This window comes from Sphingomonas phoenicis (assembly GCF_047238005.1).
Classification (GTDB): Bacteria; Pseudomonadota; Alphaproteobacteria; order Sphingomonadales; family Sphingomonadaceae; genus Sphingomonas.
On sequence record NZ_JBDFMC010000002.1, the window covers coordinates 904,440 to 928,786 of the forward strand.

Annotated in this window: 26 protein-coding genes and 1 pseudogene; 19 read left to right on the plus strand and 8 right to left on the minus strand. The window is 68.6% G+C overall.

Going from position 1 to position 24,347, the window contains the following annotated elements:
• Positions 1-15: 15 nt before the first annotated feature.
• Both ABC319_RS05480 and ABC319_RS05485 read right to left on the minus strand, forming a co-directional pair.
• Positions 16-1,137, minus strand: coding sequence for a glycoside hydrolase family 130 protein (locus ABC319_RS05480; protein WP_413069252.1), 1,122 nt, complete (start codon positions 1,135-1,137; stop codon positions 16-18).
• 11 nt (positions 1,138-1,148) lie between these two features.
• Positions 1,149-1,916: an SDR family oxidoreductase gene (locus tag ABC319_RS05485; protein ID WP_413069253.1), complete on the minus strand. Its 768-nt coding sequence runs from the start codon at positions 1,914-1,916 to the stop codon at positions 1,149-1,151.
• A gap of 127 nt (positions 1,917-2,043) precedes the next feature.
• On the opposite strand from ABC319_RS05485, the gene ABC319_RS05490 reads away from it, so the two are divergent.
• On the plus strand, positions 2,044-2,478 hold the full coding sequence (locus ABC319_RS05490; RefSeq protein WP_413069254.1) for a hypothetical protein: 435 nt from the start codon (positions 2,044-2,046) through the stop codon (positions 2,476-2,478).
• 7 nt (positions 2,479-2,485) lie between these two features.
• On the opposite strand, the gene ABC319_RS05495 is transcribed toward ABC319_RS05490, so the two are convergent.
• Positions 2,486-3,352 carry an alpha/beta fold hydrolase gene (locus tag ABC319_RS05495; protein WP_413069255.1) on the minus strand — a complete coding sequence of 289 codons (867 nt, stop codon included), beginning with the start codon at positions 3,350-3,352 and terminating at the stop codon, positions 2,486-2,488.
• A gap of 36 nt (positions 3,353-3,388) precedes the next feature.
• On the opposite strand from ABC319_RS05495, the gene ABC319_RS05500 reads away from it, so the two are divergent.
• From ABC319_RS05500 to ABC319_RS05515, 4 genes are all read left to right on the plus strand, one after another.
• Entirely contained in the window at positions 3,389-4,747 is a 1,359-nt protein-coding gene (locus ABC319_RS05500; RefSeq protein WP_413069256.1) for a protein adenylyltransferase SelO family protein, read from the plus strand.
• 28 nt (positions 4,748-4,775) lie between these two features.
• A complete protein-coding gene (gene astD / locus ABC319_RS05505) occupies positions 4,776-6,185 on the plus strand; it encodes a succinylglutamate-semialdehyde dehydrogenase (protein WP_413069257.1) in 1,410 nt (469 codons plus the stop codon).
• A gap of 47 nt (positions 6,186-6,232) precedes the next feature.
• Positions 6,233-6,904, plus strand: coding sequence for a DUF2490 domain-containing protein (locus tag ABC319_RS05510; RefSeq protein ID WP_413069258.1), 672 nt, complete (start codon positions 6,233-6,235; stop codon positions 6,902-6,904).
• A gap of 176 nt (positions 6,905-7,080) precedes the next feature.
• Positions 7,081-7,524 (plus strand): acyltransferase, encoded by a 444-nt coding sequence (locus ABC319_RS05515; protein ID WP_413069259.1) that lies wholly within the window; start codon positions 7,081-7,083, stop codon positions 7,522-7,524.
• Positions 7,525-7,563: 39 nt separating this feature from the next.
• Here the strand turns inward: ABC319_RS05515 and ABC319_RS05520 are convergent, their stop codons facing one another.
• Positions 7,564-8,007 (minus strand): hypothetical protein, encoded by a 444-nt coding sequence (locus tag ABC319_RS05520; protein ID WP_413069260.1) that lies wholly within the window; start codon positions 8,005-8,007, stop codon positions 7,564-7,566.
• Positions 8,008-8,012: 5 nt separating this feature from the next.
• Entirely contained in the window at positions 8,013-9,824 is a 1,812-nt protein-coding gene (locus ABC319_RS05525) for a DUF885 domain-containing protein (protein ID WP_413069261.1), read from the minus strand.
• A 134-nt stretch (positions 9,825-9,958) separates the two neighbouring features.
• Between ABC319_RS05525 and cobA the strand changes: the two genes are divergently transcribed.
• The 5 genes from cobA (at position 9,959) to ABC319_RS05550 (ending at position 14,099) form a co-directional block, all read left to right on the plus strand.
• Positions 9,959-10,750, plus strand: coding sequence for a uroporphyrinogen-III C-methyltransferase (cobA, locus tag ABC319_RS05530; RefSeq protein ID WP_413071622.1), 792 nt, complete (start codon positions 9,959-9,961; stop codon positions 10,748-10,750).
• Positions 10,747-11,043, plus strand: a complete 297-nt coding sequence (locus ABC319_RS05535) for a DUF2849 domain-containing protein (RefSeq protein WP_413069262.1) — start codon at positions 10,747-10,749, stop codon at positions 11,041-11,043. The genes cobA and ABC319_RS05535 overlap by 4 nt, the downstream gene beginning before the upstream one ends.
• A gap of 139 nt (positions 11,044-11,182) precedes the next feature.
• The gene (locus ABC319_RS05540; RefSeq protein ID WP_413069263.1) at positions 11,183-12,808 is read left to right on the plus strand and encodes a nitrite/sulfite reductase; all 1,626 of its coding nucleotides are present in this window, start codon (positions 11,183-11,185) and stop codon (positions 12,806-12,808) included.
• 105 nt (positions 12,809-12,913) lie between these two features.
• Positions 12,914-13,348, plus strand: coding sequence for a DUF934 domain-containing protein (locus ABC319_RS05545; RefSeq protein WP_413069264.1), 435 nt, complete (start codon positions 12,914-12,916; stop codon positions 13,346-13,348).
• A complete protein-coding gene (locus ABC319_RS05550; RefSeq protein WP_413069265.1) occupies positions 13,341-14,099 on the plus strand; it encodes a phosphoadenylyl-sulfate reductase in 759 nt (252 codons plus the stop codon). The genes ABC319_RS05545 and ABC319_RS05550 overlap by 8 nt, the downstream gene beginning before the upstream one ends.
• Before the next feature lie 94 nt (positions 14,100-14,193).
• Here the strand turns inward: ABC319_RS05550 and ABC319_RS05555 are convergent, their stop codons facing one another.
• Entirely contained in the window at positions 14,194-15,201 is a 1,008-nt protein-coding gene (locus ABC319_RS05555; RefSeq protein WP_413069266.1) for an acyltransferase family protein, read from the minus strand.
• Positions 15,202-15,506: 305 nt separating this feature from the next.
• On the opposite strand from ABC319_RS05555, the pseudogene ABC319_RS05560 reads away from it, so the two are divergent.
• Positions 15,507-15,671, plus strand: a pseudogene (locus ABC319_RS05560) (phosphoadenylyl-sulfate reductase); the annotation flags it as partial.
• A 958-nt stretch (positions 15,672-16,629) separates the two neighbouring features.
• Here ABC319_RS05560 and ABC319_RS05565 read toward each other — a convergent pair.
• Both ABC319_RS05565 and ABC319_RS05570 read right to left on the minus strand, forming a co-directional pair.
• Positions 16,630-17,337, minus strand: coding sequence for a hypothetical protein (locus tag ABC319_RS05565; protein WP_413069267.1), 708 nt, complete (start codon positions 17,335-17,337; stop codon positions 16,630-16,632).
• Between the two features lie 244 nt (positions 17,338-17,581).
• A complete protein-coding gene (locus tag ABC319_RS05570; protein ID WP_413069268.1) occupies positions 17,582-19,075 on the minus strand; it encodes a replicative DNA helicase in 1,494 nt (497 codons plus the stop codon).
• 108 nt (positions 19,076-19,183) lie between these two features.
• Between ABC319_RS05570 and ABC319_RS05575 the strand changes: the two genes are divergently transcribed.
• The 8 genes from ABC319_RS05575 to ABC319_RS05610 all read left to right on the plus strand — a co-directional run bounded on the left by ABC319_RS05575 (position 19,184) and on the right by ABC319_RS05610 (position 24,318).
• Complete coding sequence (locus ABC319_RS05575; RefSeq protein WP_413069269.1) at positions 19,184-19,666, plus strand: UPF0262 family protein; 483 nt, start codon at positions 19,184-19,186, stop codon at positions 19,664-19,666.
• Positions 19,667-19,685: 19 nt separating this feature from the next.
• Positions 19,686-20,357, plus strand: a complete 672-nt coding sequence (locus ABC319_RS05580) for a glycoside hydrolase family 25 protein (RefSeq protein ID WP_413069270.1) — start codon at positions 19,686-19,688, stop codon at positions 20,355-20,357.
• Positions 20,354-20,803 (plus strand): cytidine deaminase, encoded by a 450-nt coding sequence (locus tag ABC319_RS05585; protein WP_413069271.1) that lies wholly within the window; start codon positions 20,354-20,356, stop codon positions 20,801-20,803. Before ABC319_RS05580 ends, ABC319_RS05585 begins: the two co-directional genes overlap by 4 nt.
• Positions 20,804-21,024: 221 nt before the next feature.
• Complete coding sequence (secE, locus tag ABC319_RS05590) at positions 21,025-21,222, plus strand: preprotein translocase subunit SecE (protein ID WP_413069272.1); 198 nt, start codon at positions 21,025-21,027, stop codon at positions 21,220-21,222.
• An 11-nt stretch (positions 21,223-21,233) separates the two neighbouring features.
• Positions 21,234-21,770, plus strand: a complete 537-nt coding sequence (gene nusG / locus ABC319_RS05595; RefSeq protein WP_413069273.1) for a transcription termination/antitermination protein NusG — start codon at positions 21,234-21,236, stop codon at positions 21,768-21,770.
• Positions 21,771-21,965: 195 nt separating this feature from the next.
• Entirely contained in the window at positions 21,966-22,901 is a 936-nt protein-coding gene (locus ABC319_RS05600) for a hypothetical protein (RefSeq protein ID WP_413069274.1), read from the plus strand.
• A 149-nt stretch (positions 22,902-23,050) separates the two neighbouring features.
• Positions 23,051-23,680, plus strand: a complete 630-nt coding sequence (locus tag ABC319_RS05605; RefSeq protein WP_413069275.1) for a PEPxxWA-CTERM sorting domain-containing protein — start codon at positions 23,051-23,053, stop codon at positions 23,678-23,680.
• 74 nt (positions 23,681-23,754) lie between these two features.
• On the plus strand, positions 23,755-24,318 hold the full coding sequence (locus ABC319_RS05610; protein ID WP_413069276.1) for a PEPxxWA-CTERM sorting domain-containing protein: 564 nt from the start codon (positions 23,755-23,757) through the stop codon (positions 24,316-24,318).
• Positions 24,319-24,347 lie beyond the last annotated feature (29 nt).

The window sequence follows — 24,347 nt, forward strand, 5'->3', positions numbered from 1 at the left end:
AGACGGCTACGGGGCTCAGGCGAACGCGTCCTTCCCGATATGGGTCACGCGGCACGCCAGGTCCGCCTCTCCACTGGCGACGACGTAATGCCCGCCGGCGTCGACGATCCCGGTCGTGAAGACGACGTTGTCCAGGTACATCAGGTCCTTGATCGGCTCGGTCAGGTGCGGCGCCGGTTCCAGCAGCGGCTCGTGCCGGTTCCGGATCACGCGGGAGGGATCGGCCGCATCCAGGATCGTCCAATAGGTGCGATAGATGCCGACCATGCCGGCCGGCTCCACCCCGTGCCACAGCGTCAGCCATCCCCCGTCCGTCCTGACCGGCGGCGCGCCGCCGCCCATCCGCGCGGTTGCCACGGTCGCCGCATGAGGTCGTATGCCCGGCCGGTCGCATGGCTTCCAGTGAAGCGCATCGGGCGACGTCGCCAGATTGATCGACGGTCCCGCCCGCCACTCGCTGCCCGGGGGATAGGCGAAATACAGATCGCCCAGCGGCCGCGTCTGCGCCCAGTATCGGCCGTCGATCAGCCCTTCGAAGATCAGCATGTCCTTGTTCTGATGGTCGAGGACGATGCCCTCCAGCGTCCAGTCCACCGCATCCCGGCTGGTGTAGAGCGTCGTCGAGTGTCGCTCCGGGCTGACCGAGCAGGTCGTCATCAGCCAGCGTCCGTCCTCCCCGTCGCCCACCCGGCTGATCCGCGCGTCCTCGACGCCGTAGCATTGGTAGTCCGCGGCCGGCACGATCGCGCGCTCGTAATGGATCGCCTCCACCCGGGTGCCGTCCGCCGACAGCTCGACCGGCAGCAGCCACGACAGGCTGGTCAGCGCCATCACCTTCCACCCGCCGCCCCGCATCATGAACTTGCGCGGATCGGCGGTGTCGACCAGCTGCAACGGCCAGGGATCGAGGACATAGCCCTCCGGCGTCCAGCGGATCGCGTGGACATGGCCGTCGCGGATCGGGTGGCGCAGCGCCTCCGCCACCCGGACCATCATCAGCAGGTTGCCGTTCGGCAACCGCGTCAGCCCCGGATTGAACGCCCCCAGGATATAGGTTTCGGCATCCACCTTCCCGGCCAGCGGGGATCGGGACAGGTCGATGTCGTGCGGCGTCAGCACCAGTGCGTCGAAACTCATCGCGGGTCTCCCTACTCGGCCGGCTGCGCCCGCGGTACGATCACCAGCTGCTGGACCACCGTTCGGGTTGGCTGGGTGAGCAGGTACTGCACGCCGACCGCGATGTCCTCGGCGCGCAGCATCGTCTCGTCGGCGATCTGGCGGCGCTGCTCCTCCGGGGACACGTCGGGCATCTGCATGTCCGATCCCGTCTTGCCGGGCTCGACCAGCGCGACCCGGATGCCCTTGGGCCCGAGTTCGCGGCGCAGCGCCTCCGAAAGGCCGGCGATGCCCGCCTTGATCCCGGCATAGACGGTCGATCCCGGTCCCAGCACATGCGCGCTCATCGACCCGATCAGCACCAGGTCGCCGCCCTGGCCCATCCGTTCCGATGCGGCCTTCGCGCCCATCAGATAGGCGGTGAAATCCAGCGCGATGGCCTGCTCGATCGCGCCGGCGCTCATGTCGCTCAGCCCTTCCGCGGCGGTCGCGGCGTTCATCACCGCGATGTCGATCCCGCCCAATGCGGCGACCCCTTCCTCGATGAAGCGCGCGGGCGCGCCCGGCTCTGTCAGGTCGATCGTCGCGCCGCTGCCCTCGCCCACTTGCCCGATCCGCACGAGCGCGTCGGCGAGATGGTCGGGATCGCTGCCGCCGATGAAGACCCGCGCACCCTCCGCCGCCAACAGCACCGCGATCGCCCGCCCGATGCCCGTGGTGCCGCCGGTCACGACCGCGCGTCGCCCTTTCAGGCTGCGGACGGCGGTATGGGCATCGCTTACGGGCACTTCGGGATTCATCGGCAGTAATCCTCTTACTGTTCGGCATTCGAGACGCGCTGCGCTGGACGCGGTTCCGCCGTCCCCCAAAAGGACCATGAAGCCGCGACGTCCGCGGCCTAGCAGGATGTCCGATGATGAGGATGCCATGAACTGCGCGCGGTGGAGCATCCGGTTCGCACCCGCGATCCCCATCCTGCTCGGCGCAGCGGCGGCAGCCCCGGCGCGGGTCGATCCGCCGCGGCAATGGCCGTTGCCGGCGGCCGACGAGGTCGATCTGGCGGCGGTATGGCCGATCGATCGCCAGCCGGCGGTGGGTGACTCCTTCGACGCGGCGACCCGTCCGGCGCCGTTCCCGCTGCTGCCGCTGCGCCACTGCGGCATCGCCGATTGCCTGCGCCCGGCGCCCGATGCCCGCTTCGTCGAGCCCGCCGACGACGCACCGCGCCTGGCCGAGCTGCTGACGACGCTGCCGGTCGCCACGCCGCTCGACCGACGTCACGCCGTCATCGCCCTGTGCGCACTCGTGCTGACCGCGCTGGTCTGGCGCAACCGCAGCCGCCGGTCGCGCGCGACCTACTGACCGTCGGTTACCGCTCGCCGTCGAGCCGCGCCAGCAGCCGCCCGACCGCCGCCTCCACGTCCGGCTCGGCCAGCGTCGGCGTGTGGCCGATCCCCGCCACCGTCACCAGTTCCGCGCCGGGCAGGCTGGCCGCCATCCGCGCCGCCGTCTCCGCGCCCAGCAGATCGGATCGCCCGCCGCGCACAATCGTCACCGGCAATCCGCTCAATCCCGCCAGTGCCGACCACATGTCGGGCCCCGCCTCCGCGCCCGGCACCCGGAACGGCTCGGCGATGCGCATGTCGTAATCCAGCACCACCCGCCCCGATGAGCTCAGCCGGTGCGTCCGCTTCGCCATGGCCAGCCACTGCTCCAGTCCCCAGTCCGGATAGACGTCGCGGTTGGTGTCCTGCACCGCGCGCGCCGCGTGCAGCCAGGTCGGCCAGCTCGATGCCTTGCCGACATAGCTGCGGATGCGGGTCAGCCCGCCCGCCTCGATCGCCGGACCGATATCGTTGATCAGCGCCCCGGCCAGCCGCCCCCGCGCCGGCCCCGCCAGCAGCATCGTCACGATCCCGCCCAGCGAGGTGCCGACCATCGCGAACCGGTCGATCCCCTGCTCGCCCAGCAGCGCCTCGATGTCCTGCACGTACGTCAGCGGGACATAGGTCATCGCGTCCTTGGCATAGCCGCTCTCGCCGCGCCCGCGCAGGTCGACCGCGATCACCCGCCGCTTGCCCGACCAGCGCTGGCCGAACTCGGCGAAGTCGCGCGCATTGCGGGTCAGTCCCGGCACGCAGACCAGCGGTATCGCATCGGCATCGCCGGGATAATCGCGCGCGTGCAGCCGCACCCCGTCGTTCGACCACCAGTGGATATCTGCGTAAGCGGCCATGTTGCACCCCGGTCTGCGGCGCCCCCATATCACCGCATGCCCGTGACCCCGCAAGCTTATGCGCCCGCCGCCCCGCTCCTGTCGCTCGGGCCGGACTTCTGGGATCCGGTGACAGCCGCCGATTTCCCGCAGGCACGGCTCCGATTCCGCAACGATCGCGCCGCGGCGCAGGTCGGGCTCGACACGCTGGACGACGCGGAATGGGTCGCGCACATGGCCCGCTTCGTGCCCCTGCCGGATACGCTGCCGGGCCCGCTGGCGCTCCGCTATCACGGCCACCAGTTCCGCCAGTACAATCCCGACATCGGCGACGGCCGCGGCTTCACCTTCGCGCAGTTGCGCGGTCACGACGGCCGCATGATGGATCTCGGCACCAAGGGTTCGGGCCAGACGCCGTGGAGCCGCTTCGGCGACGGTCGCCTGACGCTGAAGGGCGCCGTACGCGAAATCCTGGCGACCGAGATGCTGGAGGCATTGAACGTCCCCACCTCGCGCACCCTGTCGGTGATCGAGACCGGCGAGGAACTGCATCGCGGCGACGAGCCGTCGCCGACCCGCTCCGCCGTCCTCGTCCGGCTAGGCCACGGTCATATCCGCATCGGCACCTTCCAGCGGCTGGCCTGGCTGCGTGACGAGGACAACATGCGCCGCCTCGTCGCCTATGTCCTCGCCAGCCTCTACGATCGGCCCGGCGACGATCCGGTCGAGCTTCTCCATCTCGTCGTCGCCCGCGCCGCGACGCTCGCCGCGCGCTACATGGCGGCCGGGTTCGTCCACGGCGTGCTCAATTCCGACAACATCAACGTCACCGGCGAAAGCTTCGACTACGGCCCATGGCGCTTCGCCCCGACCTGGGATCCCGCCTTCACCGCCGCCTATTTCGACCATGCCGGCCTCTACGCCTTCGGCCGCCAGCCGGAGGCGATCGGCTGGGACGTCGCGCAGCTCGCCGCCTCGCTGCGGCTGATCGCCGACAGCGATCCGCTGATCGCCGCGCTGGAGGGATTCGCCCCCGCCTTCCAGTCGGCACTGCCCGCCGCGATCCTCTGGCGGCTCGGTCGCAGTTCCGTCGACGATGCCACCGATCGCGCCACCGCGCGCACCGTCGAATCGGTGCTGCGCGAGACGCAGGCGCCGCTCGACCGCTTCTTCTTCGACGCGTTCTCCACCAATCTGCCGGCCGGCTATGGCCCGGAATGGGACACGCTGCGCGCCGCCATCGCGATGCATCCGCCGCGTCGCGCCCGCACCGGCGGCTACTGGTCGGGTGCCCCCGCGGCCATGCTGATCGACGAGGTGGAGGCGCTGTGGAGCCCGATCGCCGAAGCGGACGACTGGGGCCCGCTCCATGCCAGGATCGCCGCCATCCGCACCATGGGCGCCGCCCTCGCGTGAACCGAACTCCCTTGCTACAGCAGCGGCCATGGCCGAACTGATCTCGTACGAACCGGCGACCGATGCCGAACTCGCCCGCCTGCCTGTCGGCGATGCCGATACCGAAGTCGCGGCGGCACGCGCGGGCTGGCCGGAATGGGCGGCACGTCCGCTCGCCTTCCGTGTCGAAACGATGCGCCGCTTCGCCAACATCGTCCGCCAACGGCACGAACCCTTCGCCGACCTGATCGCACGGGAGACCGGCAAGCCGCTGTGGGAGGCGCGGACCGAGGTGGATTCGGTGATGGCGAAGGTCGACATCTCGGTCGCCGCCTATGCCGATCGCACGTCGCAGCGCCGGATGGAGGGTCAGATGGGCGCGCGCGTCGCCGTCCGCCACAAGCCGCACGGCGTCCTCGCGGTGCTCGGCCCCTATAATTTCCCGGCGCACCTGCCCAACGGCCACATCGTCCCGGCGCTGATCGCGGGCAACGCCGTCGTCTTCAAACCGTCCGAGAAGACGCCGGCGACCGGCGCCTTCCTCGTCGAATGCCTGCACGCCGCCGGCGTCCCGGAAAACTGCGTCCGCCTGCTGATCGGCGGCCCAGAACAGGGCCGGGCCCTCTCCGAGCATCGTGGCATCGACGGGCTTCTGTTCACCGGCTCGGCCCGCACCGGCCTCGCCCTGAACCGCCAGTTCGCCGACCGGCCAGAAAAGATCCTCGCGCTCGAGATGGGCGGCAACAACCCGATCGTCGTGTGGGACACGCCCGACATCCACACCGCCGCCGTCCTCGTCGTCCAGTCCGCCTTCACCAGCGCGGGCCAGCGCTGCACCGCCGCCCGCCGCCTGATCGTCGACGAGAAACTGTCCGCAGCCCTGCTGGCGGAGATCGACGCGATCCTCGCCCGCCTGATCGTCGGCGCGCCCCACGACAGTCCCGCCCCCTTCATGGGCCCGGTGATCGACAACGAGGCCGCCGACCAGCTGACCGAGGGGTTTCTGGCGCTGCTGATGCGCGGCGCCCGCCCGATCCGCCACCTCGAACGGCCGGTGCCCGATCGCCCCTTCCTGCTGCCCGCGCTGATCGACACCACCACGCTCGCCGACCGTCCCGATGTCGAGCTGTTCGGGCCGATCCTGCAGGTCATCCGCGTCGCCGATTTCGACGCCGCCATCGCAGAGGCGAACGCCACCCGCTACGGCCTGTCCGCCTCGCTCGTCAGCCAGACGCCGTCGCTCTACGACCGGTTCTGGGCGGGCGCACGCGCCGGCATCGTCAACTGGAACCGCCCGACCAACGGCGCCGCGTCGAACGCGCCGTTCGGCGGCATCGGCCATTCGGGCAACCACCGTCCCTCGGCCTATTACGCCGCCGACTATTGCGCCTATCCGGTCGTCTCCAGCGAGGCGGAGGCGGCGCGCGCCTCGATCGGTATCGGCCTGCGCGACGGCTGAATTTTAGTTCGTGACACTTCGGTGACGGTCGGGGCAAGGGAGCAGCCATGTTCCGCCGCCTTTTCCTGCCCGCCGTGCTGGCTGCCACGCCCGGCCTCGCCGCCGCCCAGACCAGCCAGGACGAACAGGCCTGGATCAACCTGACCGTCCAGGGTCCGGTCGCCGGCGACATCGTCTATTTCGCTGAGGTGCAGCCGCGCCTTGGCGACGGCGTCTCCCGCCTCGACCAGCTGATCCTGCGCGGCGCCGTCGGAGTGCGCGTCACGCCCCGCCTCACCCTTTTTCAGGGCTATGCCCATGTCGCGCAGCCGATCGCCGGCGGCCGCGACCGGAACGAGGAGCGCAGTTTCCAGCAGGTCACGTGGCTGCCCCCCGTGGCCACCGGCGAACTCACCTCGCGCACCCGTCTCGAGCAGCGCTTCCGCTCCGACGGCGACGACACCGGCTGGCGCCTGCGCGAGATGCTGCGCTACGAACTCCCGCTGAAGGGCACCGGCGTCCGCCCGCTGGGCTCGGTCGAAGCGTTCGTCCATCTGAACGACACCGACTGGGGCACCCGCCACGGCTTCGACCAGGTCCGCACCTTCCTGGGCGTCGAGGTGCCGATCTTCGGCAAGTCGACCGCCGAACTCGGCTATCTCAACCAGGTGATCGACCAGACCGGCGGGCGCACCGCCGTCAACCACGTCGCCTCGATCAGCGTCTTCATCCGCCACTGATCGCGGGGGCTGGCCGCCGCCGCCATTCCCCTCTAGACCGGGTGCGATCTCCGCAGTGCAGCACCTCGCGGCGAGCCGGCCCCGGCCGCGCTCCGCCGCCACCGTCGCGTGCGCGGATCACGATGCAACCACCAGATCCGGACGACCGAGTGCTGAGCCAGGAAGATATCGCTGCGATGACGATCGAGGATGGCGCGTTCATCGACGGCAGCTGTACCGTCGTCGAACCCCATGGCCTGATCCTGCGCCGCGGTGCCTATGTCGGTGCGGAGGGCTTCATCGACGCGACCGGCGGCGTCGAGATCGGCGAGGCCGTGCGGATCAGCTATCGCTGCATGATCATCTCGAACACCCACCATATCAGCCGCTCGGTCTGGCGCCGCAGCCGCGAGGGCGATCGCCACCGCCCCGTCCTGATCGAACGCGGCTGCTGGCTGGGTGCCGGCGTCACCCTCTATCCGGGCGTGACCGTGCGCGAGGGGTGCGTCGTCAACGCCGGCGCCGTCCTGTCGCACTCGACCGAGGCGAACGGCCTCTACTGCCCCCCGTCCGCGACCCGGATCAAGGACCTCGACATCACGCACGACCTGCCCCTCGAACTCGCCGCCGAACCCGCCTGACGAAACCGGGCGAGGCCGCATGGGCGCCGGTCGATCCGCTCAATCCTCCCCCGCCAGCGCCGCCTCCACCTCCGCCACGGTCACGCCGAACGCAGCGGCGAGGCCGCTGACCGACGCGCCCCGCCGCGCCAGTTCGCGCATCCGCCCCAGATCGACGATCGTCGCATAGGTGCGCGTGTCGCGCTGTTCGCGCACCACGTCCTTGCGTCCCGACGACCGCGGGCGCCGCGCCGCGTCGGCATGCGGATCGCTGGTCACCCGGCGCTCCTCGTCGCGCCGCTGCTCCCGCGCCTGCTCGCGGCGCCGCGCCTCCGCCTCCCGCGCGGCGGCCCGCGACTCCAGCCGTTCGCCCGCCGTCGCCGTTCGCTCGCGAACGCGCAGCTCGCGCGCCGCCGCCCGCTCCGCCGCGCGGTCGCCCTGGGTCAGGTTCGATCGCACGCGCAGGTTGCCGGTCGGCGGCCCGCCCCAGCTCTTGTCGACCATCGCCCTCAGGCTCCCGGCTGCTTCGCCATCCAGTCGCGCAGCTTCTTCTCCAGCACCGGCATCGGCAGCGATCCCGTGTCCAGCACCTCGGCATGGAAGGCGCGCGGGTCGAACCGGCTTCCCTGCTTCGCCTGCGCCTCGGCCTTCAGCTTCAGGATGGTCAGCTGGCCGATCTTGTACGCCAGCGCCTGGCCGGGAATCGCGATATACCGTTCCACCTCGGCGGTCGCGTCGGTCTTCCCCATCGGCGAGTTGGCGAGCATGTACGCGATCGCCTGGTCACGGCCCCATCCCTTGGCGTGGATGCCGGTGTCGACCACCAGCCGCATCGCGCGCAGCATCTCGTCGGACAGGCCGCCCATCCGCTGGTACGGATCGGTCTCCAGCCCCAGCGGGCCGTACAGCGTCTCCGCATAGAGCGCCCATCCCTCGACATAGGCGGTGTTGCCGCCGAACCGCATGAACGCCGGCAGCGCGACATTCTCCTGCGCCAGGCTGATCTGGAAATGATGCCCCGGCACCGCCTCGTGCAGGTACAGCGTCTCCATTCCCCACAGGTACCGGGTCGGCAGGTCGTAGGTGTTGTAATAGAAGATGCCCGGCCGCGATCCGTCGGGCGATCCCTGCTGGTACGATCCGCCCGCATCGGTCTTCGCGCGGAAATCGGGTACCGGCCGGATCTCCAGCGGCGATTTCGGCACCAGCGAGAATTGCGTCGCGATCTTCTGGTCGACGCGCTTGCCGATCGCCTCGTATCCCTCACGCAGCTGCGCGGCCGTCTTCGGCTGGAACTTCGCGTCGGTGCGCAGATAGTCGAAGAACTGCGCCAGCGTTCCCTTGAAGCCGACCGCCTGCCGCTGCGCCTCCATCTCGCGCGTGATCCGCGCCACTTCGGACAGGCCCAGCCGGTGTACCGCGTCCGCCTTCATCGCCAGCGTCGTACTCGCCTCGATCCGGTAATCGTAGAGCGCCGCACCGCCCGGCAGCGCCGACAGCCCCACCGTGTCGCGCGCCTTCGGCAGATACTCGTTCGCCAGGAAATCGCGGAACTTGCGATGCGCCGGGGTGATCACGTCGCGCACCTGCGCGGCATAGGCCGCGGTCAGCGCGGCGCGCTCCCCCGCAGGCACCGTGTCGGGGAACATCGTCACCGGTGCGTAGAACACCGATTTCTCCACTCCCTGGTCGATCAGCGCGTCGAACTGCGCGATCATGTTGGTCACGACCAGTCTCGGCTGCACCACGCCCTTCGCCATGCCCTCGCGCATCAGCGCGATCGCCCGGTCGTACAGCGCGGCATAGCCGGCGTTGCGAGTCAGATTGTTGCGGTAATCCGCCACCGTCTTGAACGGTGCACCGCCCTTGCCGCTCGCGAAATCGGGATAGAAGGTCTGGAACCCGCCGAAATGGTTCAGCGGCAACAGCCGCGTCACCGCCAGTATCCCGGGTGCGAAGCCACGCAGGTTGATCTCCGCCTGGTTGCGGAACACGTCGTACGCGATCTGGTCGACCGGGGTCAGCTTCGCCCGGTCGATCGCCTTCAGCCCGGCCAGATCCGCCTCGACGTTGCGCTTCTCGGTCGCGGTCCGCTCGTCGGTCAGATACTCGCCGAACCGGTCGGCATAGCGCATGTCGCCGCGGAAGATCGCGCTGATCGGGTCCAGCTTCAGGTCGCGCTCGTCGCTGTCGTAGAACAGCCGCTTCAGCTTCGCGTCCTCGGGTCCGTCGCCCGGCAGCGGCGTCGGCGGCGGCAGCGCCTGGCCGATCGCGGGGGCGGCGGTGCAGAGAAGCAGGGCGGCGAACAGGATGGAACGCATGAAGGTCCTTCGGCAACGGCATGTCGCTTGATGGCAACCGCTTATCGCGGGGCGACGCCCCGCGAAAGCAGGACTAGCGGCGGGCCAAGCATATGTCGCTTTCGCCGGCGCGGCGGCGGGGCCATCTGCCGATCATGGCGACGCTCCTCGATCCCACAGCGCGCGGCCGGGTCATCCTGGTCGGTGCCGGCCCCGGCGACCCCGGCCTGCTCACCGTCCGCGCGGTGGAGGCGCTGCGCGCCGCCGACATCGTCGTCCATGACGGCCTGATCGACCCGCGCGTGCTCGACATCGCGCCACCCGCGGCGCAGCGCATCTCGGTCGCCAAGCGCCGCGCCCGCCACACCTTGCCGCAGGAGGCGATCAACGCGCTGATCGTCGCGCATGTCCGCACCGGCGCGCTGGTCGTCCGGCTGAAGGGCGGCGACCCGTTCATCTTCGGCCGCGGTGGCGAGGAGGTGGAGGCGGTCCGCGCCGCCGGCCTGCCGGTGGAGGTCATCCCCGGCGTCTCCGCCGCGCTCGGCTGCGCGGCAGAGGCGATGCTGCCCCTCACCCACCGCGACCACAGCTCGGCGGTGTCGTTCGTCGCTGGCCAGTGCAAGGGACTGGCGGAGCAGGACTGGTCCGGCCTCGCCGGGCAGGGTCGCACGCTCGTCATCTACATGGGCGTCGCGACCGCCGCCGCCATCGCCGACAAGCTGATGGCCGACGGCGTCGCGCCCGACATGCCCGTCGCCGTGCTGGAACGCGGCACGCTGGAGGGGCACCGCGCTCTGCGCACGCTGCTCGCCGATCTCGGCCAGATGGTCGACCGCGAAAAGGTCGGCAGCCCCGCGATCATCGTCGTGGGAGAGGTCGTGATGCTGTCCGATGCACAGGACAGGCTGGGTCGCTGGGCCCGCGTGGCGGAGGGGATGGAGGCATGAAGATCCTGACCGGCAACGATCTGGCGTCGGGCGACGTGACGTGGTGGACCGGCACCGGCTGGTCCCGCCATATCGAGGACGCGACCGACGTCGGCGACCAGGGGGAGGCGATCGCCCGTGCCGAGGAGGGCGCCCGCCGCGTCAACGTCCCCTATGTGATAGAGGCCAGCCTGACCGCCGACGGCCCCCGCCCCGCCCACATCAAGGACCGCATCCGCGCCCTCGGCCCCACCGTCCGCGCCGACCTGACCCTGAAGCCCGCAGACCCGACCGCGGGCAGCTGGGTCATCTAGATTGCTCCCCTCCCTGTCAGGGAGGGGCCGGGGGTGGGTGGCGGCCTGGTGATACGGCCCCGCCTGCGAAGACCGATCCGTATCACGAGCAAGATGCCACCCCGACCTCTCCCTGTCAGGGAGGGGAGTGAGGACCAGAATGTACAGATACGACCAGTACGACCAGTCGATCGTCGATGCCCGCGTCGACGAATTCCGCGATCAGGTCGCCCGCCGCCTGTCGGGCCAGCTGACCGAGGACCAGTTCAAGCCGCTCAGGCTGATGAACGGCCTCTATCTGCAGCTGCACGCCTATATGCTGCGCGTCGCCATCCCCTATGGCACGCTGGACGGCCGCCAGATGCGGATGCTGGGCTCGATCGCGCGCCGGTACGATCGCGGCTATGGCCATTTCACCACGCGCCAGAACCTGCAGTTCAACTGGATCAAGCTGGAGGATACGCCCGACATCCTCGCCGACCTGGCGACCGTCGAGATGCATGCCATCCAGACCAGCGGCAACTGCATCCGCAACATTTCGTCCGACCAGTTCGCCGGCGCCGCCGCCGACGAGGTCGCCGACCCGCGCCCCTGGGCCGAGCTGATCCGCCAATGGTCGACCTTCCATCCGGAATTCAGCTACCTGCCTCGCAAGTTCAAGATCTGCGTGATCGCCGCGGGCGAGGATCGCGCCGCGATGCGCCTGCACGATATCGGCATCCAGCTGGTCGAGCAGGACGGCGTGCTGGGCGCCCGCGTCTATGTCGGCGGCGGCATGGGCCGTACCCCGATGATCGCGCCGCTGATCCGCGACTTCGTCGTCGCCGACGACCTGATGAGCTATCTTGAGGCGGCGCTGCGCGTCTACAATCGCTATGGCCGGCGCGACAACATGTACAAGGCGCGGATCAAGATCCTCGTCCACGAGATCGGCGCCGACGAATATCGCCGCCAGGTCGAGGAGGAGTTCCACGCCGTAAAGGCGCTGGGCATCGATCCGCCTGCCGCCGAGCTCGCCCGCATCACCGCCATGTTCGCGCCCCCCGCCTTCAATGCGGCGGCGCCGGCCGACATCGACCGCAGCGACCCCGATTTCGCCGTCTGGCTCGACCAGAACGTCCGCCCGCACAAGCAGCCCGGCTACGCGATCGTCACGATCAGCCTGAAGCCGGTCGGCGGCATTCCGGGCGACGCCACCGCCGACCAGATCGACCTGATGGCCGAGCTGGGCGAGCGCTACTCGTTTGACGAGCTGCGCGTCACCCACGCCCAGAACATCGTCCTGCCGCACGTCGCCGTCCGCGATCTGGCCGCGGTGTGGCACCGGCTGGCGGAGGCGGGTCTGGCAGAGGCGAACCTCGACCTCGTCACCGACATCATCGCCTGCCCCGGCCTCGATTATTGCAGCCTCGCCAACGCCCGCTCGATCCCGCTGGCGCAGAAGCTGGCGGTGCGCCTCGCCCCGCAACAGCGCGATCTGGGCGAGCTGAAGGTCAAGATCTCGGGCTGCATCAACGCCTGCGGCCATCATCACGCCGGCCACATCGGCATCCTCGGCGTCGACAAGAAGGGGACCGAGAACTACCAGCTGTCGTTCGGCGGATCGGGCGCGGAGGACGTGTCGCTCGCCAAGATCACCGGCCCCGGCTTCGACGAGGACGGGGTGGTCGACGCGGTCGAGCGTGCGACCGACACCTATGTCGCCCTCCGCCAGCCCGGCGAACGCTTCCTCGACACCTATCGCCGCGTCGGCATGCAGCCGTTCAAGGAGGCGATCTATGGGTGATGCCCCCAATGATCGTCGCCCCAGCGAAGGCTGGGGCCTCCCGCGGCTCCTGCCCCACACTCCCCACAGAGACCCCAGCCTACGCTGGGGTGACGGTACCCGGATATGACCGCCGACAACCTCCTCCGCTTCCGCGACGACGCCGCGCACGACGAACCCGCCGTGACGCTCGACGCGTTCCTTGCCGAACAGACCAACGCCACCGCCGTCCGGCTGGAAGCGGGCGAGGATGCGCGCGCCCTCCTTCCCCATCTCGACCGGCTGGCGCTGGTCGAGGTCAGCTTCCCCACCTTCCGCGACGGCCGCGGCTATTCCGCCGGCCGCATCCTGCGCGAGGCCGGATACACCGGCGAGCTGCGCGCGCAGGGCGACGTGCTGGTCGACCAGTTGCCGCTGATGCGCCGCTGCGGCTTCGACAGCTTCGCGCCCGAAGCGGAGATCGACGGCGACGCGCTCCGCCGCAGCCTCGACCGTTACGATTTCCGCTATCAGGCCGCCGCCGACGCGGCCGTTCCCGTCTGGAAACTGCGCCATGGGTGAACCCGCCCGCATCCTCGACACGATTGATACCGCCCCCGCCTTCACCGCCGCCGATGCCGCCGCGATGCAGGATCGCTTCGCCGGCGTGCCCGCGCCTGCGATGCTGCGCGAGTTGCTGACCGGCGACCTCGCCGGCCGCATCGCCTCGGTCTCGTCCTACGGCGCCGAATCCGCCGTCCTCCTCCACATGGTCGCGACGATCGACCCGGACGTACCCGTCATCTTCACCAATACCCAGAAGATGTTCGGCGAGACGCTGGCCTATCGCGACGAGCTGTCCGAGCGCCTCGGCCTCACCGACCTGCGCGTCTTCCGCCCCGATCCGCACGTGCTGGCGGCCAAGGACCGGACCGGCCTGCGCTGGTCCTACGATCCCGACGGCTGCTGCGAGATCCGCAAGGTAGAACCGCTGCGCCGCGCCCTCGCCCCGTTCGACGCGTGGATCTCCGGCCGCAAGGGCTTCCAGTCCGGCACCCGCCTCGCCCTCCCCCGCTTCGAGGAGGACGAGGGCCGGCTGAAGATCAACCCGCTCGCCGACTGGAAGAAGGACCAGCTCGAGGCCTATTTCGACGAGCACGACCTGCCCCGCCACCCGCTGGAGGCGCAGGGCTATCTCTCGATCGGCTGCGCCCCCTGCACCAGCAAGGTCCGCCCCGGCGAAGACCCCCGCGCCGGCCGCTGGCGCGGCTGGGACAAGGTGGAATGCGGCATCCACCAGCCTGTCCAGCCGGGCGAGGATCCGGTGTTCTGAGGCATTAGCAAACCAACGTTGCCGCGCGGCTCTGTCGAGACACGCGGCTGCGGCAGTCATCGATCGCAGTCAGCAGTGCAACCGACGCTGAAGCTCAGACTGTGGTCCGGCGATGGAGCAATCTGATCGACAGCCATCGTCGAACCGGACGATCATACCAGCGGTCAAGCGCCAACGCTGTCGCCGCCAGGATGATGACGATGATGATGCCCGCGGTTGGCCTGATGGACGACGGATCGATCCGCGTAACCGTCATCACTCGCTCGATGAACTGAAGCGTAGGGATGTGGATAACGTAAAGAGGGTATGAGAGGGTACCCAGCATGATCATGGTCCTGGCAGCTGGCGGCTCGACGCAAGCTGCCAGTCCGATGATCAACGGGAACAGGAAGATGATGGCGATCAAATCGCCGGGAGTTCCACCAAAGCCCATCATCGGCGGCAGGACCAGTAGCGGCAAGGCGTACGCCCATCGCGTGATCACGCAAGTACCCGTGAACACACGGCGGATTGCCACACCCAAGAAGAATGAGAACGTCACCCGTATGGCTCCGACCCATCCCAAGGACCACGCCATGCCATGATCGATGCTGCCGTATGCATAGGCTGTCCAGCACAGGCACAATGCAGCCACGGTGGCGATCACGAGCAACACCCGCGTCGTCAACCACCGGAAGGTCAAGGCGAAAATCACATTGACCGCCAGTTCGAACAATAGCGACCACGCCGGATAGTTGAGCGGCACGAGCGCGACATCGTGCGTCGCTGTGGACGACGGAAGCATGAATAGCCCAGTGATCGTGGCAACGGCCAGCGACGCCCCGCTATGAACGCCTTGCCCCATCGCCAAGGATATCCCTGCTCCGGCGAAACCGATTGAAAGCCCGATCAAGTACAGCGGATATAGCCGTATATACCGTGCGATGATGAACCGGCCAGGCGTCAGTTGCCTGGCCAGCTTGTCACTGTAGGCGTGATCGATCACGAAGCCGCTCAGGAGGAAGAACAGGTCCACCGCCAGATAGGCGTGCGGCACCAGCACCGGTGCGATCAGCTTGCTGGCATGGATGGTGAAGACGGACAGCGCGGCGATGCCGCGCATGGCGTCAATCGTGACGAATCGGCGCGAGTGCAAGAATGGGATCCCCTTCACCGCGCCGATATCAGCAACACCTTAACGATGGTACTCTATCGGATCGGCGACCGAAGCGGAACCGGCGTTAGCGCCGCGACGTGAGACGCCATGGCGCTCGCTCGATGTACCCGCGTCGACAAGGAACCGGCGCCTCCCTGTCGAACTCGTTCGTCGAACCCTGATCCACCCGCGGTCTCTGGTGTATGCCGAATGTAATGGATCCCACTCCGTCAGATGGCGCGTTACCACCGGTGGATCACCCCCATCAGAACCGCCACCCGCTGGAGGCGCAGGGCTATCTCTCGATCGGCTGCGCCCCCTGCACCAGCAAGGTCCGCCCCGGCGAAGACCCTCGCGCCGGCCGCTGGCGCGGCTGGGACAAGGTGGAATGCGGCATCCACCAGCCCGTCCAGCCGGGCGAGGACCCGGTGTTCTGAGGAACGGGGATGGTAGGCGATCCGTGGCTGTCAGGCATACGGCGACCACATTGCCCATGCCAAGCCTGGTCCGGGTAGGTGCCTTTGCTCGATAGGGGATGTTACCGATCGAGCGGGGTAGTCGATATAAGTCGCTCTACCACCACCTCATGCGTAGACATGCCCATGTGCCCGTAAAAGCCGGGTAGCAGGGTTCGTCTGCCGAGGAATTCTATGACATAGGTTTTGCCCGCCGAGCGCTTTGCCGTCGGACGAGAGCCATCCGCAAAACTGATCCAGATGTGACCCTCCTTGCCGTCATCGAGGCAAGACGTTGCAGGTGCTGGGCAGAAACGCTGCCCCTCAAAGGCGTCAAGCCATAATCCTCGCCAACGTCGTGGCTTTGTCATCGCGAAACATTGTTCTGTGCGATTGGGCATTGCTTGAATACCGCCGGCTTGTATCTTGGCGAGGCAGCCGGCCGTGATTCCGGGGAAAGCCTTGCGGAGCCTCTCCGTTGATGTGCCGATCTGCGTGGTTTTCAGCGTGTCTGGCGTGCTGTTGCTCACGAGAGACGATGTCGCCATCGGCGCCAAAAAAATTCCAATGAGCATTGCGCAGATGTGATCTTACTCAACCAGCCGCGCAACGATTATCATTACCCTGCGATTTGGCCGAAGGCGAACGGCCCATCAAACACCAACAACATCCCGACCCCGACAAAGAACCGGCCCCCGCACCCGTCAGGATGCGAGAGCCGGCCCCTCCCTGTTGAGCTCGTCAGTCATCGTGTCGGGCGTTCGATCCCGTCCGTTCGTGCTGGGTGCAGCCGCAGGACAAACGGGAACGGGTCGATCCCTTCAGCGGAAAGGTCCCGAAATCCGTTTCGTCATTCCGGCGCAGGCGGGAATCCAGACACGCTGCCGCTGTGTGCAGAGCCGCGGCGCTGGTGTCCCGAAAGACCGCCCGTCGATCGGCTCTAGAACCGCCACCCGATCGACGTCTGCAGGATCGGGTACACCTTGTAGTCGTTGACGTCGTCCTGCACGTTCCGGCGCTCCTGCTCCAGCCGCGCCTGGAAGGTCGGGTCGTTGCGCAACGATCCCGTCGCGGTGAACTGCTGGATGCGCACCGATCCCTGGAACAGCGCGCCGATCTCGGCGCCGAAGAAGAAGCCGTGGCGGTTTGATCCGCCCCAGCCCAGCGTCAGCGCGGGCGCGAACTTCTTCACCCGCGCCCGGCCGCTGATCACGCCGACCTGCGCGCCGGTATAGGTGGTGTCGTCGATCTCCACGCTGCCCTGGCCGGTGAAGTCGCCGTCGATCCCCGCCCGGTTGCGGTTGATCCGCGCCCCGCCCGAGATCCGGAACGAGCCGCCGAACGGATAGATGTCCACCATCGCGCCGAACGACTTCAGCTTCAGGTCGGCATCATAGTCGTTGTCGTCGACCGTCAGGTCGGTGCCGATGCCCAGGAACGTCGCATTGCTGCGCACGCCGACATGATCGGCGAAGCGGAAGCCCAGCTCCGGCCCGATCCCCAGCGTGCCCCCGGTCACCGCCGCGGTGATCGTCGAGGCCGGATCGTTGGCGCTATCCTGCGCGGCGGCCGGTGCCGCGGCGAGCGCGAGCAGAACCAGCACGCCCATGCCCGTCGCATGGCGCGCCATCGTGAAACTGGCAGTCATCATTACCCCTTTTGCTGATGTCCACCGCCGCCCGGCCGCCCCCTCCCTGTGAACGGCGGCCGGCCGACGATGTCCCTCCGCACCGGTTCCCCCCGGTACGAGCGACGCTGTGGACGATCCGGCACCGCCCGGCATGCCCAGTTCAGGCGATGCGCCGCGAATTTTCCGCAATGCGGCAAAACTTCTTTCCTGCTCCCCTTCCTGGACAAGGGAGGGGAGCAGAAGGGCCGCTCAGCCTACGCCCTCAATACCCGGCATAATCCGAGAACCGCGTGATCGTCGGGTCGAACTTCAGCACCACCTTGCCCGTCGCGCCGTGGCGCTGCTTGGCGACGATCAGCTCGGCGAGCCCGTACACGCGCTCCATGTCGGTCGCCCATTTCTGGTGATCCTCGAACACCTTGCTGTCATCGCCCTCCACCGGCCGCTTCGGCTCGCGCGCGGCGGTGTAGTAATCCTCGCGGAACACGAACCACACCATGTCGGCGTCCTGCTCGATCGATCCCGATTCGCGCAGGTCCGACAGCATCGGCCGCTTGTCCTCGCGGCTCTCGACCGCGCGGGACAGCTGCGACAGCGCCAGCACCGGCACGTTCATGTCCTTGGCCAGCGTCTTCAGCCCGCGGCTGATCTCGGAGATTTCCTGCACGCGGTTCTCCTTCGATCCCTTGCCCCCGCCGGTCAGCAGCTGGAGGTAATCGACCACGACCAGCCCGATCTCGTTGTTGTGCCGGCGCTGCAACCGGCGAACGCGGGTGTGCAGCGCGCTGATCGAGAGGCCGCCGGTATCGTCGATGAACAGCGGCAAATTCTCCAGCTCGGCGGCCGCGGCGGCCAGCTGCGCGAACTCGGTGCGGCTGATCTTGCCCATGCGCAGCGATTCCGAACTGATCTTCGACTGTTCGGCGAGGATACGTGTCGCCAGCTGGTCCGCGCTCATTTCCAGCGAGAAGAACGCGACCTTCGCGCCGACCGAATCCGCCGGCGCGATCCCGTCGGCCATGTCGCGCATCCAGCGCCGCGCCGCGTTGAACGCGATGTTGGTCGCCAGCGACGTCTTGCCCATGCCCGGCCGCCCGGCCAGGATCATCAGGTCGCTGTGGTGCATGCCGCCGATCTTGGCGTTGACCGAATCGAGCCCTGTGGTCACGCCCGACAGGTTGCCGCCGCTGTTCAGCGCGCGCTCCGCCATCTTCACCGCCATCGTGGTGGCCTGCGCGAAGGTCTTGGTCGCGTTCTCGGCACCGCCGTCGCCGGCCACCTTGTACAGCTCCTCCTCCGCCGCCTCGATCTGGGCGCGCGGGTTCACCTCCTCGGACGTGTCCATCGCCCGGTCGACCAGCGTCCGCCCGACGGTGACGAGCGCGCGCAGCATGGCGAGGTCATAGATCTGGGTCGCGAACTGGCGCGCGCCGATCAGGCCCGCGCCGCTGCCGGTCAGCCCGGCCAGATAGGCGGGCCCGCCCAGCTCGCGCATCCCCTCGTCCGCCTCGAACATCGGGCGCAGCGTGACGGGTGTCGCCAGCATGTCGTTGGCGCGCAGCGTCTTGATCGCGGCAAAGATGCGGCCGTGCACCGGCTCGAAGAAATGCGCCGGCTCCAGCCGGTCGACCAGGTCGTCGGCCAGCCGGTTGTCGATCATCATCGCCCCCAGCATCGCGGCCTCCGCCTCGACGTTGCGGGGCAGCTGCTGGGGTTCCGCCGGGGCGGCAGGAGTCGGGAATGCGAGTGTGGCCATCGCCCGCTTCTACGCGCTGGCGGTAGGGCTTCAAGCGGCATGAGACGGTTCGGTCCGCCATCGATGGCGGATCAGTGACAGCCTGCACCGGGCCGGCTAATCGGGGCCATGGCCGACCCGCGCATCATCCATGTCGAGCTCGACGAGAAGAGCATCGGCTGGCGCTCGGCCGATGTCGAGCAGGAGCGGCGGATCGCGATCTTCGATCTGATCGAGGACAATCACTTCGCCCCCCAGCGCACCTATGCAGACGGCTATGCCGGCCCCTACCGTATCAAGCTCGAGACGGAGGAGGGCCGGCTCGGCATCCACATCCATCGCCACGACGGGTCGCACCTCGAAACGCTGGTTCTTGCGCTCGGCCGCTTCCGCAGGCCGATCAAGGACTATTTCGCGATCTGCGACAGCTATTACCAGGCGATCCGTCAGGCGACGCCGCAGCAGATCGAGACGGTCGACATGGCCCGTCGCGGCATCCACAACGAGGCGGCGGAGTTGCTGAAGGAACGTCTGGCGGGCAAGATAGAGGTCGATTTCGACACCGCACGCCGGCTCTTCACGCTGCTCTGCGTCCTGCATCTCCGGAACTGACGCCTGTGAACGATCTGGCATGAACTTTCTGGCAAAGACCGCCGCGATCCTGATCGCGGGCGGCGCCATCGGCATCGGCGGCTGGCACTATGCCACCGGCTGGGCCCCCGCCCCCACCACCTATCCGCTTCAGGGGATCGATCTGGGCGAGGCACCGGGAGAGGTAGAGTGGGGCACCGTCCGTGCCGGCGGGGCCGACTTCGCCTATCTCGCCGCCACTGCCGGCGCCGATCGCCGCGTCCCCTCGTTCGAGGCGAACTGGAACGCGCTGCCCGCCGCCGGCCTGCGTCGCGGCGCCGTCCACCTCTATTCGCTCTGCCAGCCGGCGGTGGCGCAGGCGAACGCGTTCAACACCACCGTCCCCCGCCTCGCCGACGCGCTGCCGCCGGCGGTCGACGTCGACCTGCGCGAGGATTGCGCGGCGCATCCCGAGCCGGCTGCCCTCGCCGCCGACCTGCGCCGCTTCATCGCTCTGGTCGAGGCGCATACGGGAAAGCCCATCCTGCTGCGCGTGTCGCGCCCGGCGGAACAGGCCTTCGCCCTGACCGCCGCGATCCGCCGGCCGGTCTGGTCCGCCGGCAACTTCCTTTCGCCCGACTATGCCGCCCGCCCCTGGTCGATGTGGCGCGCCAGCGACATGCGCCGGGTCGACGGCATCGCCGGGCCGGTCAACTGGAACGTGGTACGATGAACGACGAGACGCAGACCCTGATCGCCGCCGCCCGCGCCGCGGCGCTCCACGCCCACGCGCCCTATTCGCGCTTCGCGGTCGGTGCCGCGCTCCTGATGACCGACGGCAGCATCGTGACCGGCGCCAATGTCGAGAATGCCAGCTACGGCCTGTCGCTCTGCGCGGAGACGGTCGCGATCGCCACCGCCAGCGCGCAGGGGCGCCTGCGCGAGGTCGCGGCGGTGGCGGTGATCGGCGGCGCGATGGACGCCGCCGGCCGGCCCACCGGCACCACCCCCGTCAGCCCGTGCGGCCGCTGCCGACAGGTGCTGAACGAGGCCGCGCAGCTGGGCGGCCGCGATCTCCCCGTCCACTGCGCCGCGGCGGAGGGCGATGCGGTGACCAGCCATCGCCTCTCCGACCTCCTCCCCCACGCCTTCGGCCCCGCCGATCTGGGCATCGGCTGAGGGGCAGGCCGTCGCCGGGGTTCCGTGCCTCCGCACTGGCGGGGGTACGGCAGGGATAGCGGCCCTGCCAACCCATACTTGCCATCCCCCCGAACCCCGCCTAAATGCCGCGTCTATCCGACAGCGAGGATGGACCCCCGCGCCGGCTTCCCTCGGGAAGGCGGCGGAGAGCCCATGCTCCGCGAAGGTCGGCCCATTTATTGACGGGTACGGACGGCACAGTGGCGAAGACGACCCCCATCGAGTTCATCAACCAGGTCAAGGCGGAGACCAAGAAGGTCACCTGGCCCACCTGGAAGGAAACGTGGATGACCGGCCTGATGGTCGTGATCATGACGACGATCCTCGCGATCTTCTTCCTCGGCGTGGACTCGTTCTTCAACGCCCTCGTCAACGCCCTCCTCAAGCTCGCGCAGTAAGGATCGCTATCATGGCGCGCTGGTACATCATCCACGCCTATTCCGGTTTCGAGGGCAAGGTCCGCGATTCGATCATGGCAGAGGCGACCCGCATGGGCCTCGACCGCCTGGTCGAGCAGATCGAGGTGCCGACCGAGACCATCACCGAGGCGCGCCGCGGCAAGAAGGTGGCGGTGGAGCGCAAGTTCATGCCCGGCTACGTCCTCGCCAAGCTCGACATGAACGACCAGGTCTATCACCTGGTCAAGAACACCCCCAAGGTCACCGGCTTCCTCGGCAGCATGGGCAAGCCCCAGGCGATCAGCGAGGCGGAAGCCGCGCGGATGCTGAATTCCAAGGAAGAAGCCGCCGCCGCGCCCAAGACCAAGGTCAAGGTCGATTACGAGATCGGCGACGCGGTCAAGGTGCTGGACGGCCCCTTCGCCAGCTTCAACGGTACCGTCGAGGAGCTCGATTTCGACAAGTCGAAGGTCAAGGTCTCGGTCTCGATCTTCGGCCGCGCCACCCCGGTGGAACTGGACTTCGAGCAGGTCGAGCGCAGCAAGTAACGCCGGGGGCCCGGGCCCGCCCGCCGATTGCGCGGCTGTCAGCGGGACGGTGAGAGTGGGTAGCGCCGGCGTCTCCGGCCAGCGTCGGGCGCGGGGATCCGGTTCTGCGCCGTCGGGGCCGGTCGTCATCCTGCTACCCGGAATGGATCACCGCTCTTGGCACGCCGCGCCACTGCGGCCAGGACGCGCGCCGCCATGTCCACCCTCCAGCCATCCCTGCCCTACCGGCTGGTCTCGCGCCTGACGAGCGAGATGCATCTTCAGGCGACGCTGGCGATCGTCGCGCTGATGCCCGCCGATTACGACCGCGCCGTAATCCTCCTCACGCTGATGCGGCGGTCGGCGCCGGACTGGAGCGGCACCGGCACGATAGCGCCGCCCGCCCGGCCGACCCGGTTCGGCTCGATCAACGCGCTCGCCACCTCGCTCGGCCGCCCCTATGAATCGGTGCGCCGCCATGTCCGCGCGCTCGTCGCGGCGGGGCTGTGCGTCGAGACCGCGGCCGGTGTCGCGATCAGCCCGGATCCCGCCACCGCGCAACGCTTCTGCGACACCTATGTGCGCCTGCACGACATCTACCTGCGTCTGGTGCAGGATCTGGCTGCCGCCGGCGTGATCGATCGCGGCGAGGGTGATGGCAGCGGCCCGGTGTCCGACGCCGTACCGCTCGACACGATCGTCGCCACCGCGATCGACGCGATGCTGGTCCCGTTCGAGCTCTTCGCCGCCTTCGGCACCTGGCAGGCCATGCCCGTATGGCTGGTCGTGACCGTGGCCTGCGTGCGGCCGATCACCACCGATCCCGCGCTCGCCGCCTGCTACGCCTTCGCCTCCACGCCGGACGCGCTGCGCCAGCCGATCTCGACCCGGGCCGTGATGCGCACCCTGGGCTTCAGCTACGGCACGGTCTGGCGCCACTGCACCGCGCTGGAGGCACGCGACATGCTCGTCCGGACCCCCGGCGGCTGGATCGTCGGCATGGGCCAGTTGCGCGATCCGCAGATCGAGGCGCGGGTGGTCGACAGCATCCACTATTACTGCCGCCGCGCCGCCGCACTGGTCGGGGCCGGGCTGTACGCCGCCGGCCCGCCCTATATCGGCGGTCGCCCCCCGCTCGTCGTCATCGGCTGACCGCTTCCGTCCCGAAACGGCACTCGCCCGCGCGGCCGATCCAGAACGGGTAGGCAGGTCGATGACAGGGCGGAGCGGCGCGCTTAACCCGCCGTTCATCAAGCGCCGCCGGTCGCCGCAGGAGCGAACGTGCCGCCAAGGGGGAATAGATGATGAAGACGATACCCCGCCTGCTGGCGGCCGCGACCCTGTGCGCGCTGCCCGCGACCGCCGACGCGGCGGTGACCTATGACGTGCAGGGCGGCCGGCTGGTGGGCGCCAGCGGCGTGGTCGTCGATGGCAGCACCTATGACGTGGCGTTCGTCGATGGCTCGTGCGCCACCGCCCATGGCACGTGCACCGCCGCCAACTTCGCATTCACGGACAAGAACCACGCGACGCTGGCGGCACAGGCGTTGCTCGACCAGGTCTTTCTCGACGGATCGGCGGGGGCATTCGACAGCGATCCGGCCCTGACGATGGGGTGCGGAAACGAAAGCGGCTGCGAAAGCTACGTCGTCTACGCTGCCGGCCTCGCCGATGGCTTCGGAACGTTCCAGTCGATTGCCGCAATCAACACGGCCACCGGGAACCGTACGCCGGACCAGATCGGTGCGTCCGGCTCCCTCTACCAGACATTCTTCGACACCGGCGAGAACCCGGCGGCGACCTTCGCCCGCTTCACGCCCGCCGGCGCCGTCCCCGAACCCGCAACCTGGGCGCTGATGCTTGCCGGGTTCGGCCTGACCGGCGCCGCGCTCCGCCGCCGCCGTGTCGGTGTCGCGCAGGTCCTCGCCTGAGTGATCGCAGCGGCGCCGTGTCGCCCGGCACCGCTCGTTCCACGACCTTCCCGCACCAGCTGAAAGACACGACCATGACCAAGACGATCACCCGCCTGCTGGCGGCCGCGACCCTGTGCGCGCTGCCCGCGACCGCCGACGCGGCCTCCATCATCAAAAAGATCCAGACGGTATCGACGTTCGACAAAGGGCCTCGCGCCAAGATCACCAACACCGTCGAATTCTCGTTCGACCCCGATGTCAGCGGCAGCGCCAAACTGATCTCGTTCACGTCGGACGGCGGATCCAGTTTCGCCGATCCCGTCATCCAGTTCTTCTCTGATGGTGAGGACTATCGCCGTCTCGATCTGGGCCGCGGCGTCGCCGATGCACTCGACCCCGCCACGTCGGACTTCGATCTGCAGTTATACTTCGATGCGACCGGCGGTATCGAGCAGCAAATCCTGACCTACGCCCTTCCTTCGGAGCGGTTCATCCTGCGCTCGTCCACGGTGCTGACCGATCTGTCCGTCTCGACGGAGACCGGAACCGGCGCCGTCCCCGAGCCCGCCACCTGGGCGCTGATGCTCGCCGGCTTCGGCCTGACCGCCACCGCGCTCCGCCGCCGCCGCGTCCGCTTCGCAGCGGTATCAGCCTGACCGATCGACGGGGCGGCACGCCGCCCCTC

Excerpts from the sequence above, each read along its gene's own strand:
- ABC319_RS05510 (WP_413069258.1), top strand. The coding sequence starts at position 6,233 with ATGTTCCGCCGCCTTTTCCTGCCCGCCGTGCTGGCTGCCACGCCCGGC.
- ABC319_RS05525 (WP_413069261.1), bottom strand. The coding sequence starts at position 9,824 with ATGCGTTCCATCCTGTTCGCCGCCCTGCTTCTCTGCACCGCCGCCCCC.
- ABC319_RS05545 (WP_413069264.1), top strand. The coding sequence starts at position 12,914 with ATGACCGCCGACAACCTCCTCCGCTTCCGCGACGACGCCGCGCACGAC.
- ABC319_RS05490 (WP_413069254.1), top strand. The coding sequence starts at position 2,044 with ATGAACTGCGCGCGGTGGAGCATCCGGTTCGCACCCGCGATCCCCATC.
- ABC319_RS05600 (WP_413069274.1), top strand. The coding sequence starts at position 21,966 with ATGTCCACCCTCCAGCCATCCCTGCCCTACCGGCTGGTCTCGCGCCTG.
- ABC319_RS05480 (WP_413069252.1), bottom strand. The coding sequence starts at position 1,137 with ATGAGTTTCGACGCACTGGTGCTGACGCCGCACGACATCGACCTGTCC.
- ABC319_RS05605 (WP_413069275.1), top strand. The coding sequence starts at position 23,051 with ATGATGAAGACGATACCCCGCCTGCTGGCGGCCGCGACCCTGTGCGCG.
- ABC319_RS05580 (WP_413069270.1), top strand. The coding sequence starts at position 19,686 with ATGAACTTTCTGGCAAAGACCGCCGCGATCCTGATCGCGGGCGGCGCC.
- ABC319_RS05520 (WP_413069260.1), bottom strand. The coding sequence starts at position 8,007 with ATGGTCGACAAGAGCTGGGGCGGGCCGCCGACCGGCAACCTGCGCGTG.
- ABC319_RS05495 (WP_413069255.1), bottom strand. The coding sequence starts at position 3,352 with ATGGCCGCTTACGCAGATATCCACTGGTGGTCGAACGACGGGGTGCGG.
- cobA (WP_413071622.1), top strand. The coding sequence starts at position 9,959 with ATGGCGACGCTCCTCGATCCCACAGCGCGCGGCCGGGTCATCCTGGTC.
- ABC319_RS05575 (WP_413069269.1), top strand. The coding sequence starts at position 19,184 with ATGGCCGACCCGCGCATCATCCATGTCGAGCTCGACGAGAAGAGCATC.
- ABC319_RS05540 (WP_413069263.1), top strand. The coding sequence starts at position 11,183 with ATGTACAGATACGACCAGTACGACCAGTCGATCGTCGATGCCCGCGTC.
- ABC319_RS05535 (WP_413069262.1), top strand. The coding sequence starts at position 10,747 with ATGAAGATCCTGACCGGCAACGATCTGGCGTCGGGCGACGTGACGTGG.
- ABC319_RS05550 (WP_413069265.1), top strand. The coding sequence starts at position 13,341 with ATGGGTGAACCCGCCCGCATCCTCGACACGATTGATACCGCCCCCGCC.
- ABC319_RS05565 (WP_413069267.1), bottom strand. The coding sequence starts at position 17,337 with ATGACTGCCAGTTTCACGATGGCGCGCCATGCGACGGGCATGGGCGTG.
- ABC319_RS05610 (WP_413069276.1), top strand. The coding sequence starts at position 23,755 with ATGACCAAGACGATCACCCGCCTGCTGGCGGCCGCGACCCTGTGCGCG.
- ABC319_RS05585 (WP_413069271.1), top strand. The coding sequence starts at position 20,354 with ATGAACGACGAGACGCAGACCCTGATCGCCGCCGCCCGCGCCGCGGCG.
- astD (WP_413069257.1), top strand. The coding sequence starts at position 4,776 with ATGGCCGAACTGATCTCGTACGAACCGGCGACCGATGCCGAACTCGCC.
- ABC319_RS05515 (WP_413069259.1), top strand. The coding sequence starts at position 7,081 with ATGACGATCGAGGATGGCGCGTTCATCGACGGCAGCTGTACCGTCGTC.
- ABC319_RS05500 (WP_413069256.1), top strand. The coding sequence starts at position 3,389 with ATGCCCGTGACCCCGCAAGCTTATGCGCCCGCCGCCCCGCTCCTGTCG.
- ABC319_RS05485 (WP_413069253.1), bottom strand. The coding sequence starts at position 1,916 with ATGAATCCCGAAGTGCCCGTAAGCGATGCCCATACCGCCGTCCGCAGC.
- ABC319_RS05570 (WP_413069268.1), bottom strand. The coding sequence starts at position 19,075 with ATGGCCACACTCGCATTCCCGACTCCTGCCGCCCCGGCGGAACCCCAG.
- ABC319_RS05555 (WP_413069266.1), bottom strand. The coding sequence starts at position 15,201 with ATGCGCGGCATCGCCGCGCTGTCCGTCTTCACCATCCATGCCAGCAAG.
- nusG (WP_413069273.1), top strand. The coding sequence starts at position 21,234 with ATGGCGCGCTGGTACATCATCCACGCCTATTCCGGTTTCGAGGGCAAG.